This window comes from Xenophilus azovorans DSM 13620 (assembly GCF_000745855.1).
In the GTDB taxonomy this organism is placed as follows: domain Bacteria; phylum Pseudomonadota; class Gammaproteobacteria; order Burkholderiales; family Burkholderiaceae_C; genus Xenophilus; species Xenophilus azovorans.
Genome location: NZ_KN050767.1, coordinates 25,961 through 41,246, shown reverse-complemented (window position 1 = coordinate 41,246; position 15,286 = coordinate 25,961). Strand labels below are relative to the sequence as shown.

Sequence of the window (15,286 nt, the reverse complement as noted above, 5' to 3'; positions counted from 1 at the left end):
TCGGAACCCTCCAGGAAACTGTGCGGCCGTGGGGACCAGCCGTGCGCCACCATAGCGCAACCCATAGGCTTGTGGAAGCCGGGACCAGAGGAATAACCCTGAGTGTGTCGCAAGCCTCACAATGTCGCGCATGGTGGACATCGACGACGTTGAACGCGCTGCCCGGCGGCTCGAAGGGCAGGTGCTGCGTACGCCCTGCGTGGAGTCGCGCACGCTCTCGCAGATCGTCGGCGCGCAGGTGTTCCTGAAGTTCGAGAACCTGCAGTTCACCGCCTCCTTCAAGGAGCGCGGCGCCTGCAACAAGATGGCCCAGGTGGCGCAGGCCGGCGCCGGGCAGGGCGTGATCGCCATGTCGGCCGGCAACCATGCGCAGGGCGTGGCCTACCACGCGCAGCGCCTGGGCATCCCCGCCACCATCGTCATGCCGCGCTTCACGCCGGGCGTGAAGATCGAGCGCACGCGCGGCTTCGGCGCGCGCGTGGTGCTGCACGGCGACTCGCTGGAGGCGGCGCGCGCCCACGCCGACGAACTGGCGGCGCGCGAGGGACTGGCCTTCGTCCATCCCTACGACGACGACGACATCATCGCCGGCCAGGGCACCGTGGCGCTGGAGATGCTCGACGAGGTGCCTGACCTCGAAACGCTGGTGGTCTCGGTCGGCGGCGGCGGGCTGATCGCTGGCATGGCGGTGGCGGCGCGCGCGCGCAAGCCGGGCATCGAGATCGTCGGCGTGCAGACGGCGCGCTTCCCGGCCATGGTCAATGCCGTCAAGGGCACGCACCACGAGGGCGGCACCAGCACCATCGCCGAGGGCATCGCCGTGGGTGCGCCTGGCGAGCGCACGCGCGAACTCATCACCCGGCTGGTGGACGACCTCGTGCTGGTCGACGAGGGCGACATCGAGCAGGCGGTGCTGATGCTGCTGGAGATCGAGAAGACGCTGGTGGAAGGCGCCGGCGCGGCCGGGCTGGCGGCGCTGATCCGGCATCCCGAGCGCTTCCGGGGCCGGAAGGTCGGCCTGGTGCTCTCGGGCGGCAACATCGACCCGCTGCTGCTGGCCGCGATCATCGAGCGCGGCATGGTGCGCGCCGGCCGGCTGGCGCGCCTGCAGGTCAGCGCGCGCGACGTGCCGGGCTCGCTGGCCCGCATCACGGCCACCGTGGCCGAAGCGGGCGCCAACATCGACGAGGTGCACCACCAGCGCGCCTTCACCCTGCAGGCGGCGCAGAACGTCGACATCGAACTGGTGCTCCAGACCCGCGGCCGCGAGCACCTCGCGACGGTGATCGATGCGTTGCACCATGCGGGATTCGAGGCAGGGGAAAAACGCTGACAGGGTCCGCCGGACCCCGGCTTGTAAAATTGATGCAGTTTCGAGAAGAACCGAGGTTCAGGAAGATGTCCCACCCCACCCCCGTCGAGCCGGGCCATGACGCCCAGGTCGAGCAGGACGCCGTCGAGGCCGTCGTGCCGTTGATCCCCATCGTGCTGCCCCTGGTCGGCGCCGTGATGATGCTGCTGCTGGCGTCGATCGCCGTCTATCTGGCCTGACGGACACCGGCGGGGCGCTTCATCGGCCCCGCCCCCGGCCATTTCTCCGAGCTGAAGACGTTTTCTCCAACGGCGCTTGCCCGCCCGTCCGGCGCGGCGTGAGCGTCGTTCGAAAAGACGACGTATTTTTCATCTCCAGGAGATTTCGATGAACGCAGCCGTGAAGGGGCTGGCCGTCCAGGCGCCCGTTGACGTCAAGAACCCCAAGCTGATCGCCTGGGTGGCCGAGATGGCCGCCCTGTGCAAGCCCGAGCGCATCGAGTGGTGCGACGGCAGCCAGGAGGAATACGACCGGCTCTGCCAGCAACTGGTCGACGCCGGCACCTTCCGCCGGCTCAACCCCGCCAAGCGCCCCAACTCCTACCTCGCCTGGTCCGACCCGAGCGACGTCGCCCGTGTGGAAGACCGCACCTTCATCTGCTCCGCGAAGAAGGAAGACGCCGGCCCCACCAACAACTGGATGGCCCCGGCCGAGATGCGCGCCACCCTGCAGCCGCTGTTCGACGGCTGCATGAAGGGCCGCACCATGTACGTGGTGCCCTTCAGCATGGGCCCGCTGGGCTCGCCCATCGCCCACATCGGCGTCGAGCTGTCCGACAGCCCGTACGTCGCGGTCAACATGAAGATCATGACCCGCATGGGCAAGGCCGTGTACGACGTACTGGGCGCCGAGGGCGAGTTCGTGCCCTGCGTGCACACCGTCGGCGCGCCGCTGGAGCCCGGCCAGAAGGACGTCGCCTGGCCCTGCAACAAGACCAAGTACATCGTCCACTACCCCGAGACGCGCGAGATCTGGAGCTACGGCTCCGGCTACGGCGGCAATGCCCTGCTGGGCAAGAAGTGCTTCGCGCTGCGCATCGCCTCCAACATGGGCCGCGACGAGGGCTGGCTGGCCGAGCACATGCTCATCCTGGGCGTGACCAATCCCGAGGGCCGCAAGTACCACGTGGCCGCCGCCTTCCCCAGCGCCTGCGGCAAGACCAACTTCTCGATGCTGGTGCCGCCCAAGGGCTTCGAGGGCTGGAAGGTCACCACCATCGGCGACGACATCGCCTGGATCAAGCCGCAGCCCGACGGCACGCTGCGCGCCATCAACCCCGAGGCCGGCTATTTCGGCGTCGCGCCCGGCACCAACTACAAGACCAACCCCAACTGCATGGCGAGCCTGGACAAGGACGTCATCTTCACCAACGTCGCGCTGACCGACGATGGCGACGTGTGGTGGGAAGGCATGGAGGCCGACGCCCCCGGCAAGGAACTGCCCGCGCACCTGACCGACTGGCAGGGCAAGGACTGGACGCCGCAGATCGCCCGCGAGACCGGCGCCAAGGCCGCGCACCCCAACGCCCGCTTCACCGTGGCCGCCACCAACAACCCGGCGCTGGACGATGCCTGGGACGACCCCAAGGGCGTGAAGATCGACGCCTTCATCTTCGGCGGCCGCCGCTCCACCACCGTGCCGCTGGTGACCGAGGCGCGCAACTGGATCGAGGGCGTGTACATGGCCGCCACCATGGGCAGCGAGACCACCGCCGCCGCCGCCGGCGCGCAGGGCGTGGTGCGGCGCGACCCCTTCGCCATGCTGCCCTTCATGGGCTACAACATGAGCGACTACTTCCAGCACTGGCTCACGCTGGGCGACAAGCTCCAGGCCGCGGGCGCGAAGCTGCCGAAGATCTACACCACCAACTGGTTCCGCAAGGGCGAGGACGGCAAGTTCGTCTGGCCCGGCTACGGCGAGAACATGCGTGTGCTCAAGTGGATGATCGACCGCGTCGAGGGGCAGGGCCAGGGCGCCGAGCACGTGTTCGGCGTGAGCCCGCGCTACGAGGACCTGAACTGGACCGGCCTGGACTTCACCCGCACCCAGTTCGACAAGGTGACCAGCATCGACAAGGCCGCCTGGCAGGCCGAGCTGAAGCTGCACGCCGAGCTGTTCGAGCAGCTGGCGCATCGCCTGCCCAGCGAGCTGCCCGCCACCAAGGCCGCCATCGAGCAGCGGCTCGCCGCCTGATCCGGCGCGCAGGCAAAGAAAAAGCCGCCCGGATGGGCGGCTTTTTTCATGGGGCGCGGTACCGATCAGTAGTAGCGGCCGCTGTTCAGGCGCTGCATCGCCTCGTAGAGCGTCGGCATGGGCGCCGCCTCGATGCGGGCCGCCGGCTGGGCCGGGGCTGCCGGCGCGGCCAGGTCGTCCGCCGGCTGGGCGCGGGTGATGGCGGCCTGCAGGTCGTTCATCACGCGCGGGTCGCGCCGGGCGGCGGCCAGGAACTGCGCGTCGGCACGGGCGGCCGCGGCGCGGCGCTCCAGCGCACGCCAGCCGCCGACCACGCGGGCGGCGGCCGAGCCGGCAGCGCTGGCGAACAGCGCCAGGGCCAGGAAGCCCACGGCCCACAGGACCATCCAGCCGGCCAGCAGGCTGCCGTCGGCCCAGTTCGACACGAAGGTGTCGGCCACGGCGACCAGGGCAGCCACCAGCGCCGCCAGCAGGGCGGCGGCCAGGGCACGGGTGCCGCTGGTCTTGCGGCGGGCCTCGCCGACATAGGCGATGACCTTCTCGGCGCGCTCGACGCCGGGGTGTTGGAGCGGTTGATCGACGGAGACGAAATAAGAAGTCATGGTGCCCTCCAGTAGGACAGTGTGGAAACGCGATGACCAGATATTAGTGTTTACCCTAGTGTTTTCCAAATTTATATTCATGATGTAGTTCATTTATTCTGGTTATGGATGTCAACTTCCGCACGCTCGACCTGAACCTGCTACGGGTGTTCGACGAGGTGATGGCCGAGCGCAGCCTGACGCGCGCGGCGCGCAACCTGTCGATCACCCAGCCGGCCGTGAGCAACGCCCTGCGGCGCCTGCGCGAGGCGCTGGGCGACGAACTGGTGCGCCGCGCCGGCGCCGGCGTCGAGCCCACGCCCCGGGCGACCGCGCTGTGGCCGGTGGTGCGCGACGCGCTGCGCCAGCTGGAGCACTCGCTGGTGCCGGCCGCCTTCGAGCCGGCGCTGGCCGACAACGCCTTCACCCTGGCGATGGCCGACGCCACCGCCGCCGAGCTGCTGCCGGGCGCGGCGCGGCTGCTGGCCGGCGAGGCGCCGGGCGTGTCGCTGCGCGTGGTGCCGCTGACCACCCGCGACCCGCGGCGCCTGTTGGCGGAAGAGGAGGTGGACCTGGCGGTGGGCTACTTCCCGGCGGTGATGACCGACCTGACCGCCCGCGCCCAGGCCGGCGAGGCGGTGGCCTTCGAGACCCACCGGATGTACGTGGGAAGCTACGTGTGCGTGATGCGGCGCGGCCACCCGCTGGCCGACGGGCCGCTGACGCTGGACGACTACTGCGCCGCGCGCCACCTGCTGGTGAGCTTCTCCGGGCGGCCCTGGGGCTTCGTCGACGAGGCGCTGGCCGCCATCGGGCGCCAGCGGCTCATCGTGCTCACCGCCAACCAGTTCTTCACCGCCGGGCGGGTGGTGGCGACCTCGGACCTGCTGACCGTGCTGCCCCGGCACTTCGTCGACACGCCGGGCATGAGCACCGACCTGATCGTCCGTGAGTTGCCGCTCACTGTGCCGCAAGTGCACGTGGATGCGCTATGGCACCGGCGGCTGCACGGCGCGCCGGCGCATGTGTGGCTGCGCCGCATGCTGCTGCGCGTGGCGGGCGACGCCTTCGCGCGCTCACTCGATCCCGCAGACGGGACCGGGCGGGATTGAACGAAAAGGGAAACTCGTCCGGCGCGATTCAGCGCACGACGCGCAGCCAGGCGGCCGCGGCTTCGCGCAGCTCGTGCGCGTGGTACGGGTCCAGGCCCGCGCGCGATTCGGCGCTTTCGAGCAGGGCCGCCGCCGGGTTGGCGGGGGCGGCACCGGCCAGGGTGCGCGGGAAACGGAACATCAGCGAAAGCAGACTGAACATGATCTTGCATGGCACCCAGGCCACGCCGTCGTTATCGATGGACCATAGATTAAGGGTTATCCCTAGTTTTTACAGCCCCCAATCCATGCGGAACGTGCATGGGCAGCGCGCCGGCGGGACATGGGCCGTGCGGTTCCGCACGCGCCGGCGGCTCCCTGCCGGCCGCCTTAGACTGCCCCGACCATGAAGCTCCAGCTCCTGTCGGACCTGCACCTCGAAAACTACCCCGGGTTCCAGGCGGTGCCGGCACCGGGCGCCGACCTTCTGTTGCTCGCAGGCGACATCGGCTCCTACCAGGAGGGCTCGAAGCTGACCGAGCCGGACTTCGGCCTCACCCGCTTCTCGCCTCGCCACGGCTGGCCGACGCCGGTGTTCTTCCTGCCCGGCAACCACGAGTACGACAACGGCGACTTCGACGAACTGCACCTGCGCCTCCGCGATCTGTGCGAATCGCTCGGCATGACCTGGCTGGAGCGCGAGGTCGTCGTGCATCAGGGTGTGCGCTTCGTCGGCACCACGCTGTGGGCCGACTTCGACGCGCTGGTCGAGCCCGGGGATCCGCTGGAACTGGCGCTGAAGAAGCGCGGCAAGGCCTTCCGTGCCGCCAACTTCTACCTGGAGACCATGCGCACCACGCGCGGCGGGCAGCCCTTCCTGGCCGAGCAGGTGCGCGAACAGGCGCTGTTGTGCCAGGCCTGGCTGCGCGAGGCGCTGGCCGTGCCCTTCGACGGCACCACCGTCGCCGTCACCCACTTCGCCCCCACGCTGGCCAGCGCCGACCCGCGCTACGGCCTCACGCCCGGCACCGCCGGCTTCTGCAACGCGCTGGACGAGCTGCTGCCGCAGGCCGACCTGTGGCTGCACGGCCACTTGCACTGCGCCTTCGACTACGTGAAGGACGGCTGCCGCGTCGTCGCCAACCCGATGGGCTATCGCAGCAAGGGCGAGCAGGAGGGCTTCCGGCCGGAGTTGCTCATTCAAGTCAAATGAAGCCTGCACGCCGTGGCGGGTCGCTCGACTGGGCGCGACGCTGTTGCGCGCCTCGAGAGAAGCGCCCCGTGCAAAGAAATGTCAGGCATCGCCGCCGCCAGTGCCGCGCTTGATTCGGTGCAATGACTGGGCGGTTCCAGCAATCAAGGCAGAGCGTAGGACCGGCCGATCGTGGTCGTTTCAAAAAGACGAAACTTCACGTTGGCCAAATCAAGAAACGGATACTTGGATTGATAGTCCGATAGTTGCTGTCTAAATCCGTCCCGTCCGTTTGCGTAGTAACGCCATAAGGTAGGGTTCTCATAGCAATCCAGCGCGAAATTTCCTACATAAACAACCTCGCCTGGCGCAACAACAAATTTTCCTCCGAGCGGTTTGCCGTCTTTGATGAGATGGGAGCGGTTGGCGACCCAGTAATCTATGCTTGAAACAGATCGAGCCAACTTGATTTTGAAATTGCTGAGTGCATACTCGCCCGGTGGGATAAGCAGAGCGTAGCTTTCAAATTTCTGGCTGGCAGCGAGGTGGCTCGTTGTGCCAATCGTAAGGTCAGATGGCGCCTCATCCGGCTTGTTTGGTGAAAGCGGGAGTTTGTCAAAGGAAAAACTGACTAGTTGAGCGTTTTCATATTTTCCGCATTTCCACTGTCTGCCCCACCGAGCATCAAGTAAAACAACGCCCAACCTGTCTTTGTACCGCGCGTAAGAATCGGGTTTGACCTCAGCAGATGTCCCAAATTCATCCTGGATCTGAACAGAAGCACATGACGCAAGAATGAATGCCACTGGTAGCAAAGTCAGACTGCGCTGAAAGATCATGAAAATCCTTTGAGAGGGATAGCATATTGAATTAAGCCGTGCTGCGGAGTGGCGTCGACTCGAATGAATTGTCAGGACTCTTCTGCGAACAGTTCAAGAGCGTCATCCGTCCACCCATGTCCTATCCAACCGGAGTTGAGCGCAGGAGCCGGGAATCCGGTGCGGCAGTAGCCCCGCTTGGAAGCAAAGTCAAACACGGCGTGCGGATAGCCATTGATAAGAAGAACGACCTTCTCGCTATCTACTGACCAGCCTATCTTCACCTCTGAAGGAAGATTCTTATCGCTGATGCTGGCGACGTTGTAGATATGAAGAGCGTTTTGGATAGGCTGGCCACCCGGGCCATAGTCGAGGGCGTAGAAATAGCCTGTGTCACCGTCATCCTCGAAGACCGCCGAATAGCTGCCTTCAGGAGCGTTGCCTTGGACGTGGCTGGAATTGCCAACGCGGATGGTTTGTTTTGCGGTGACGATGATGCCCATGGGGTCCTGGATTGAGATGCAGGCATGTCAGGAAGTGCTTGTAGCCCGAGCCCATCATGCCCTCAGATAAAGTACTGATTCTGCTTGCCTTTGCATGGATGCCACCGGTTTGGGCCGCCTTGCAACCCACCGAAAGCCGAACGCCGTGCTCAACGCCCTGTGGCTGTCCTTCTTCCTGATCGCCGCGCTGACCGGCTTCGGCCGCTGGCTGCTCGGCGGCGACAGCGCGGCCTTCGGCGCGATGGTCGAGGCGCTGTTCGCCATGGCCAAACTGTCGGTCGAGGTGATGCTGCTGCTGTTCGGCACGCTGACGCTGTGGCTGGGCCTGCTGCGCATCGCCGAGCGGGCCGGGCTGGTGGCGGCGCTGGCGCGGCTGCTGGGGCCGCTGTTCGCGCGGCTGATGCCGGGCGTGCCGCGCGGGCATCCGGCGCTGGGGCTCATCACCATGAACTTCGCGGCCAACGCGCTGGGGCTGGACAACGCGGCCACGCCGATCGGCCTGAAGGCGATGCGCGAGCTGCAGTCGCTGAACCCGAGGCCGGAGGAGGCGACGAACGCGCAGGTCCTGTTCCTGGTGCTCAACGCCTCCTCGCTCACGCTGCTGCCGGTGAGCATCTTCATGTACCGCGCGCAGCAGGGCGCGGCCGACCCGACGCTGGTGTTCCTGCCGATCCTGATCGCCACCTCGGTCTCGACGCTGGTGGCGCTGCTGACGGTGGCGGCGGTGCAGCGCCTGAAGCTGTGGGACCCGGTGGTGCTCGCCTGGCTGCTGCCGGCGGCCGGGGCGCTGGGGGCCTTCATGTGGCTGCTGGCCTCGCTGTCGGCGGCGGCGCTGGCGGCGTTGTCGTCGCTGCTGGGCAGCCTGGTGCTGTTCTCCATCGTCATCGCCTTCCTGGTGGCCGGCGCGATCCGCCGCGTGCCGGTGTACGAGGCCTTCGTCGAGGGCGCGAAGGAGGGCTTCGACGTGGCGAAGAACCTGCTGCCCTACCTGGTGGCGATGCTGTGCGCCATCGGCGTGCTGCGCGCCTCGGGCGCGCTGGACGCGGCGCTCGATGGCATCCGCTGGCTGGTCGGGCAGACGGGCTGGGACGCGCGCTTCGTCGATGCGCTGCCCACCGCGCTGGTCAAGCCCTTCTCGGGCAGCGCGGCGCGGGCGATGCTGATCGAGACCATGAACAGCCACGGCGTGGACAGCTTCCCGGCGCTGGCCGCCGCGACCATCCAGGGCAGCACCGAGACCACCTTCTACGTGCTGGCCGTGTACTTCGGCGCGGTGGGCATCCAGCGTGCGCGGCACGCGGTGGGCTGCGCGCTGCTGGCGGAGTTCGCGGGGGTGGTGGCGGCCATCGCGGTCAGCTACGCCTTCTTCGGCTGAGTCCGGGGCGGCGGCAGGGCGAAGGCCCATCGGTCAGAATGACGGGCGCCTTCCCGCTTTCTCCGTGATCCTTCCCACCCAAGCCCAGCCGCCCACCTTCTCCCCGGACGAGTTCCGCGCGGCGCTGGGCATGTTCGCCACGGGCGTGACCATCGTGACGGCGCGCACCGCCAGCGGCCGGCGCGTGGGGCTGACGGCCAACTCCTTCAATTCGGTGTCGCTCACGCCGCCGCTGGTGCTGTGGAGCCTGGCGCGCGCGGCCGGCTCGATGCCGCACCTCGCCACCGGCTCGCACTACGCCATCAACATCCTCGCGGCCGAGCAGAAGGCGCTGGCCGAGCGCTTCGCCACCCGCGGCGTGGACCGCTGGGAGGGCGTGGCCTGGCACGAGGGCCTGGGCGGCGCGCCGGTGCTCGAGGGCTGCGTCGCGGTCTTCGAGTGCTTCAACCGCAGCCGCTACGAGGAGGGCGACCACGTCATCTTCGTCGGCGAGGTGGAGCGCTGCACCCATCGCCCGGGCGTGCCGCCGCTGCTGTTCCACGGCGGCCGCTTCTATACCGAGCACCCGCTCTGATCAGCCCTTGCCGTAGGTCGCGTCGAAGCGCGACTGCAGGTACGCCTGGGCCGTGATCGGCGCGTAGCGCGGCTGCGCGCCGGCCGGGACGCACGAGGGAATCGCGCTGACCACCGCATCCGGGTTCGGATCGAGGAAGAAGGCGATCGAGTAGCGCTCGGCCGCCGGCCGCAGCACGCGGTGCGGCGTCGAGAGGTACACGTCGTGGGTCCAGCGCATCAGGCAGTCGCCGATGTTGCAGACGAAGGCGCCGGGCAGCGGCGGCACGTCGATCCACTCGTCGCGCGAGCGGCCCTGCACCTGCAGGCCCGACACGCCGTCGGTGGCCAGCAGCGTGACGTTGCCGTAGTCGGTGTGCGCGCCGGCGCCCACGCCTTCCGGCGCACCGCCGCCGGCGGGGTAGTGCAGCAGCCGCAGCGTGGCCAGTGGCCGGTCGATCTTGTCGGCGAAGAAGTCCTCCGGCAGGCCGAGGTCGATCGCGAAGGCCGCGTGCAGCCGGCAGGCGGCTGCGTACACCGCGTCGAAGTACGCCTGCACCGCCTCGCGCCAGCCGGGCAGCCCGGACGGCCAGGCGTTGGGCGGGCGCGTGGCCTCGTCGGTCCAGATGAGGTTGAAGGCTTCCTTGCGGTCGCCGCCCTGCGTCTCGTCCAGCGCCTCCACGCCCATGCCCACGTAGCCGCGGTTGTGGCTGAGCGAGGCATACGCCAGCGCCGCCTTGTCGGCCGCCGGCTGCGCGAAGAAGCGGCGGCTGGCGGCGAAGGCGCCGTCCACCACGGCCTGCGGCACGCCGTGGCCGGTGACGGCGAAGAAGCCGATGCCGCGGCAGGCGGCGCCCACCTCGGCCGCCACGCGCCGCCGCGCGGCGGGGTCGGGCGAGGCCAGGTCGGCGATGTCGATCAGGGGCAGGGGGGTCGTCATGGTTCGTTCGCTCGTTCAACGTTGCAGGCTCAGCCGGTAGCGGAAGGCATCGGCGCGGTAGACGGCGTGCTCCACCTGCACCGGCGTGGCGGCCGCGTCGTGCACGATCCGTTCCACCTCCAGCACGGGCGCGCCGGCGGCGATGCGCAGCAGCTTCGCGTCGGCCGCCCGGGCGGTGCCGGCGCCGATCTCCAGGTCGGCCCGGCCGATGGCCAGCCCGCCTTCGTGCTCGAAGACGTCGATCAGGTCGCGCTGCGCGAAGTCCACCCGCGCGAGGCGCGCGCCCAGGGCGGCGAGCAGCCAGGAGTGATTGACCGACAGCGGCTCGCGGTTCAGGTAGCGCAGCGTCTGCAGGTGGTACACGGCGCTGCCGACCGGCAGGCCCAGCTTGCGCGCCACCTCGGCCGGCGCGCGGATCTCGCGCCAGGCCAGGCGCCGGTTGCTCACGGCATGGGCGTCGCCGGCCATGGCCTCCTGCAGGCCCTGCAGGCGCTTCAGGCTCTGTGCCGCCTTCGGGTGCGAGACGAACGCCCCCTTTCCGTGCAGCTTGACGATCAGCCCCTCGGCCTGCAGCGTGCCCAGCGCCTGCCGCACCGTGATGCGGCTGACGCCGTGCGCGGCCTGCAGCTCGGACTCGGAAGGCAGCTTGGCGCCCGGCGCCAGACGCCCGTCGAGGATGGCGGCCTTCAGGGTGTCGCGCAGGCGGGCGTGCAGCGGCTGCGGAATGTCAGCCATGGCGGGCCCTTTCCTGGTTGGCATGCTGTTTGCATGGCTTGTTATAACTTGTCATAACAAGTAGATTCTGGCACCTCCAGGGTGCTTTCTTTCGTCCGTCCGTCTTCACAACCGATCGAGGAAACGACCATGCCGACCTGCACCGCTCCCGCCTCTTCTTCCGCCCCTGCCCGCCGCGCACTGCTGGGCGCCGCACTCGCCGGCTGCCTGGCCGCCGCGCTGCCGGGCGCTGCGTTCGCGCAGGGCAAGCCGATCACGCTGATTGTGCCGTTCGCTGCCGGCGGCGGCGTCGATGCGACGGCGCGCCTGGTCAACACGAAGCTCGGCGAGGTGCTGGGCCAGCCGGTGCTGATCGAGAACGTGGCCGGCGCGGCCGGCACCATCGGCACGCAGAAGGCGGCGCGCTCCGCGCCCGACGGGCTGACGCTGCTGTTCGCGGTCGCCAGCCCGCTGAACGTGGCGCCGCTGGTCAACCCCTCCGCGGTGCGCTACGACACCTTCAAGGACTTCACGCCCATCGCCACGGTGGGCGTCTCGCCCTTCGTGCTGGTCGGCCGCGCCAACCTGCCGGCGGCCGACGCGTCGGGGCTCATCGAGTACGCCAGGGCCCACCCCGGCACGCTGAACTTCGGTACCGACGGCGTGGGCACCTCGCTGCACGTGACGGCCGAGCTGATCAAGCAGCGTGCCGGCATCGACATCGTCCACGTGCCCTACAAGTCCGGCCCGCAGGTGCTGACCGACGTGGCCGGCGGCCAGCTCGACCTGGCGGTGCTGCCGCTGTCGCTGGCACTGCCCTTCATCCAGGACGGCAAGGTCCGGGGCCTGGGCGTGACCTCGAAGGCGCGCGCCGCCATCGCGCCCAAGGTGCCGGCGCTGGCCGAGACGCCGGCGCTGAAGGACCTGGAGGTCGATTCGTGGCTGGGTATCCTGGCGCCCGCCGGCGTGCCGGCGCCGCAGGCCGCGAAGCTCGCGCAGGCGGTGGAAACGACGATGAAGGACCCGGACGTGGTGCGCCGCCTCGCCGAGATCGCGGTGCGTCCGCTGGTGCTCGCCGGCCCGGCCTTCGGCGACTATCTGGCGAAGGAGCGCCGCACCGTGCAGGACGTGGTGACCAAGGCCAACATCAAGGCGGAATAAGGAGCGCCCCTTTCGTGACACTGCTCGCCCACGCCTGGATCATCGCGCCCGTCGTGCTGCTGGCCGGCGCGCTGATCGGTGCCACGGGCATCGGCGGGGTGCTGGTGGTGCCGGTGCTCACCACGCTGGGGCAGGTGCCGGCGCCGCAGGCGATCGCGGCCTCGTCGCTGGCCTTCCTGCTGCCCGCGCTGGTGGCGCTGGGGCCGCTGCGGCGCCAGCCGTCGCTGGCCCTGCGCTGCTGGCCGGTGCTGGCGGGGGCGCTGGCTGGCGCGGTGGTGGGCGCATGGCTGGTGCGCTGGCTGCCGGCCAAGGCGCTGATGACCGGCGTGACGGCGCTGGTGCTGCTGGCCGGCTGGCGCGGGCTGCGCGCGGCGCCGCAGCACGCCGCCCCGGGCGACGTCACGCTGGGCCCGGCCGCGCTGGCGGCGCTGGGGCTGGCGGTGGGCGTGGGCTCGGCGCTCACCGGCACCGGCGGGCCGGTGCTGCTGCTGCCGGCGCTGATGCTGCTGCGCCAGCCGCTGCTGTTCTCGGTGGTGGCGGCGCAGGCGGTGCAGTTGCCCGTCGCGCTGTCGTCCGGCGCGGTGCACGCGCTGGCCGGGCGGCTCGACTGGACGCTGGCCGCGCTGTGCGGCGTGCTGCTGCTGGCCGGCTCGCTGGCGGGGCAGCGCGCGGCGCGGCGGCTGCCGGTGCACCGGCTGCAGCGCGGCGTGGCCGTGCTGCTGCTGGTCACCGGCGCCTGGTTCGTCTGGCTGCTCCTGGCGCGCTGAACACGAGACATTGCGAGGACTTCTTCCCATGCTGACCCCCGAACGACTCCAGCCCGCCGCGGGTGCCCCGCTGCTGATCGCCCCTGGCCGCCTGCTGCGTCCCGACGGCGTGCACGAAGGCTGGGCCGTGGCGGTGCAGGACGGACGCTTCGCGCAGGTCGCGCCCGCCGCCGAGCTGCGGGCGGCCTGCCCAGGCGCGCCGCTGCTCGAGCTGCCGCAGCACCTGCTGATGCCGGGCCTGGTCGACACCCACACGCACCTCACGCAGAGCTTCGGCAAGGCGCTGGCCTTCGGCGAGCCCTCGGAGATCTTCAAGCGCATCTGGGTGCCGATGGAAGGCGTGCTGGACGAGCGCGCCGCGTACCTCTCGGCCAAGCTGGCGGCGCTGGAGTCGCTGCGCGGCGGCTTCACCACCGTGGTCGACGCCGGCACGCGCTCCGAGGAGGGGCTGGGCGGCGTGGCGCAGGCGGCGCGCGAGGCGGGCATCCGCTGCGTGCTGGGGCTGATCTGCAACGACGCCGGCAACACCGAAGGCGAGGCCGGCGTGCGGCGCATCCTCGACCGCGCCGCGGCCTTCCTGCGCGACTTCGAGCACGACCCGCTCGTGCACCCCTCGCTCGCCATCTCCATCCCCGAGGCGGCGAGCGACCGCATGCTGCACGACGTCGCGGCGCTGGCGAAGGAGGCCGGCCGCCGCTTCCAGACCCACGTCAACGAGCACCTGGCCGCCGTGGAGCGCTCGCTGGTGGCGCGCGGCCTGCGCCCGCTGGAGCTGCTGCACGCCGTCGGCGCCCTCAACGACAGCGCCCTGCTGGCGCACGCCACGCTGCTCACCCACCGCGAACTGGGCCTGCTGCAGGGCAGCGGCGCCGCCGTCGCCTACAACCCCGTCGCCAGCGCGTGGAAGGGCAATGCGGTGCTCGACGCCGGCATGCTGCAGCTTCTGGGCGTGCCCTTCGGCCTGGGCACCGACGGCACGCGCGCCGACGCCTTCCGCCTGATGGACGCGGCCGAGACCACGCAGCGCCTGACGCATGGCCTGTCCAACGGCGACTCCTCCTGCGGCGCCGGCTGGACCTGGCTGGACCACGGCACCCACCGCGGCGCCGAGGCGGCCGGCCTGGGCGCGCTCACCGGCCGCATCGATGCCGGGCTCGCCGCCGACTTCCTGCTCGTGGACCTGGACGTGCCCGAGTTGCTGCCGAGTTGGGACCTGGGCTGGGAACTGGTGCGGCTGGCGAACCGCGACCAGATCGACGCCGTGTTCGTGAACGGCGCGCTGCGCCTGTGGCAGGGCTGGCCGGTGGACTGGGACGCCCGCGCGCTGATGCGCGAGGTGGCCGGGGTGGCGCGCCGCGACGTGGCGCGCGCCCCCCTCCAACGGGTGCACCCGGTGTCGGACGCGCACCGCGCGCAGCACGCGCCTGCCGCAGGGCGCTGAGGCCGCCCGGCGGCTACGATGGCCGCATGCCTGTCCGCCTCGCCGCCATGCTGCTGGCCGCCGCGCTGGGCGCGGGCGCCGCGCAGGCGGCCGGCGAGCCGAAGCGGAACTGGTTCGACGATCCCTTCTTCCAGCTCAGCCGCGGCCTGCCCGCCTGCCCCGTGCCCGAGGGTCCCGTCTACACCGAGGCCGAGCGCCGCGAGCAGATGCACTCGCGCCTGGAGCGCGGCACAAGCTGCTGGCTGGCAGGCCGCTGCGCCGAGCCCAACGCCTATGCCTACGACCGCCGCATCGCCGAGGCGGTGCGGCCGGCGCTGGCGGCCGTGCCCGGCGTGCGGCGCGCCAGCGTGTGGGTGACGGTGCAGCGGCGCTGGGTCTACCTGCAAGGTTGCGTGCCTTCGCGTACCCTCGCACGTCGCCTGGAGCGCGCCGCCCGCGGCCTGCCCGAGGTGGAGAAGGTGGTGACCGACCTCATGCCCGGCACGCGCGGCCGCCCGCCCTATCCGGTGGCCGCGCCCTGAGCACGGCCGGCACGCCACGACGACAACGCCGAAGAACAACGACCGGCGGGGCCCGCGCCCCGCGT

17 protein-coding genes are annotated in these 15,286 nt (G+C 70.1%); 11 read left to right on the top strand and 6 right to left on the bottom strand.

What is annotated here, in order from left to right; genetic code table 11:
* The first annotated feature begins 130 nt into the window (after window positions 1-130).
* From Q392_RS29285 to Q392_RS29280, 3 genes are all read left to right on the top strand, one after another.
* On the top strand, window positions 131-1,333 hold the full coding sequence (locus tag Q392_RS29285) for a threonine ammonia-lyase (RefSeq protein WP_169748370.1): 1,203 nt from the start codon (window positions 131-133) through the stop codon (window positions 1,331-1,333).
* Window positions 1,334-1,398: 65 nt separating this feature from the next.
* Window positions 1,399-1,551, top strand: coding sequence for a hypothetical protein (locus tag Q392_RS33580; protein WP_169748369.1), 153 nt, complete (start codon window positions 1,399-1,401; stop codon window positions 1,549-1,551).
* Window positions 1,552-1,699: 148 nt separating this feature from the next.
* Window positions 1,700-3,565: a phosphoenolpyruvate carboxykinase (GTP) gene (locus Q392_RS29280; RefSeq protein WP_038217650.1), complete on the top strand. Its 1,866-nt coding sequence runs from the start codon at window positions 1,700-1,702 to the stop codon at window positions 3,563-3,565.
* A 65-nt stretch (window positions 3,566-3,630) separates the two neighbouring features.
* Here the strand turns inward: Q392_RS29280 and Q392_RS29275 are convergent, their stop codons facing one another.
* Window positions 3,631-4,167 (bottom strand): hypothetical protein, encoded by a 537-nt coding sequence (locus tag Q392_RS29275; protein WP_038217647.1) that lies wholly within the window; start codon window positions 4,165-4,167, stop codon window positions 3,631-3,633.
* A gap of 104 nt (window positions 4,168-4,271) precedes the next feature.
* Here Q392_RS29275 and Q392_RS29270 point away from each other — a divergent pair, with 104 nt between their 5' ends.
* A complete protein-coding gene (locus Q392_RS29270; RefSeq protein WP_038217644.1) occupies window positions 4,272-5,258 on the top strand; it encodes a LysR family transcriptional regulator in 987 nt (328 codons plus the stop codon).
* A gap of 28 nt (window positions 5,259-5,286) precedes the next feature.
* Here Q392_RS29270 and Q392_RS33575 read toward each other — a convergent pair whose 3' ends face one another.
* Window positions 5,287-5,460 (bottom strand): hypothetical protein, encoded by a 174-nt coding sequence (locus Q392_RS33575; RefSeq protein ID WP_169748368.1) that lies wholly within the window; start codon window positions 5,458-5,460, stop codon window positions 5,287-5,289.
* A gap of 183 nt (window positions 5,461-5,643) precedes the next feature.
* On the opposite strand from Q392_RS33575, the gene Q392_RS29265 reads away from it, so the two are divergent.
* Entirely contained in the window at window positions 5,644-6,450 is an 807-nt protein-coding gene (locus tag Q392_RS29265; protein WP_038217641.1) for a metallophosphoesterase, read from the top strand.
* A gap of 143 nt (window positions 6,451-6,593) precedes the next feature.
* On the opposite strand, the gene Q392_RS33260 is transcribed toward Q392_RS29265, so the two are convergent.
* Both Q392_RS33260 and Q392_RS32500 read right to left on the bottom strand, forming a co-directional pair.
* Window positions 6,594-7,268, bottom strand: coding sequence for a hypothetical protein (locus Q392_RS33260; RefSeq protein WP_157008427.1), 675 nt, complete (start codon window positions 7,266-7,268; stop codon window positions 6,594-6,596).
* 71 nt (window positions 7,269-7,339) lie between these two features.
* Window positions 7,340-7,750 carry a DUF2251 domain-containing protein gene (locus Q392_RS32500; protein WP_084217483.1) on the bottom strand — a complete coding sequence of 137 codons (411 nt, stop codon included), beginning with the start codon at window positions 7,748-7,750 and terminating at the stop codon, window positions 7,340-7,342.
* Window positions 7,751-7,895: 145 nt separating this feature from the next.
* On the opposite strand from Q392_RS32500, the gene Q392_RS29255 reads away from it, so the two are divergent.
* Entirely contained in the window at window positions 7,896-9,125 is a 1,230-nt protein-coding gene (locus tag Q392_RS29255) for a nucleoside recognition domain-containing protein (protein ID WP_038217634.1), read from the top strand.
* A gap of 64 nt (window positions 9,126-9,189) precedes the next feature.
* Window positions 9,190-9,699 carry a flavin reductase family protein gene (locus Q392_RS29250; protein WP_038217632.1) on the top strand — a complete coding sequence of 170 codons (510 nt, stop codon included), beginning with the start codon at window positions 9,190-9,192 and terminating at the stop codon, window positions 9,697-9,699.
* Here the strand turns inward: Q392_RS29250 and Q392_RS29245 are convergent, their stop codons facing one another.
* Window positions 9,700-10,617, bottom strand: a complete 918-nt coding sequence (locus Q392_RS29245) for an isopenicillin N synthase family dioxygenase (protein ID WP_038217630.1) — start codon at window positions 10,615-10,617, stop codon at window positions 9,700-9,702.
* A gap of 15 nt (window positions 10,618-10,632) precedes the next feature.
* Complete coding sequence (locus tag Q392_RS29240; RefSeq protein WP_169748367.1) at window positions 10,633-11,352, bottom strand: GntR family transcriptional regulator; 720 nt, start codon at window positions 11,350-11,352, stop codon at window positions 10,633-10,635.
* A gap of 129 nt (window positions 11,353-11,481) precedes the next feature.
* Between Q392_RS29240 and Q392_RS29235 the strand changes: the two genes are divergently transcribed.
* From Q392_RS29235 to Q392_RS29220, 4 genes are read left to right on the top strand one after another with little or no spacing between them, the layout of a single operon-like run.
* Entirely contained in the window at window positions 11,482-12,492 is a 1,011-nt protein-coding gene (locus Q392_RS29235; RefSeq protein ID WP_084217482.1) for a Bug family tripartite tricarboxylate transporter substrate binding protein, read from the top strand.
* Window positions 12,493-12,506: 14 nt separating this feature from the next.
* Complete coding sequence (locus tag Q392_RS29230; protein WP_038217626.1) at window positions 12,507-13,259, top strand: sulfite exporter TauE/SafE family protein; 753 nt, start codon at window positions 12,507-12,509, stop codon at window positions 13,257-13,259.
* Between the two features lie 28 nt (window positions 13,260-13,287).
* The gene (locus tag Q392_RS29225; RefSeq protein WP_038217624.1) at window positions 13,288-14,700 is read left to right on the top strand and encodes an amidohydrolase family protein; all 1,413 of its coding nucleotides are present in this window, start codon (window positions 13,288-13,290) and stop codon (window positions 14,698-14,700) included.
* Between the two features lie 26 nt (window positions 14,701-14,726).
* Window positions 14,727-15,221, top strand: a complete 495-nt coding sequence (locus tag Q392_RS29220) for a BON domain-containing protein (RefSeq protein WP_038217621.1) — start codon at window positions 14,727-14,729, stop codon at window positions 15,219-15,221.
* Window positions 15,222-15,286: the final 65 nt, after the last annotated feature.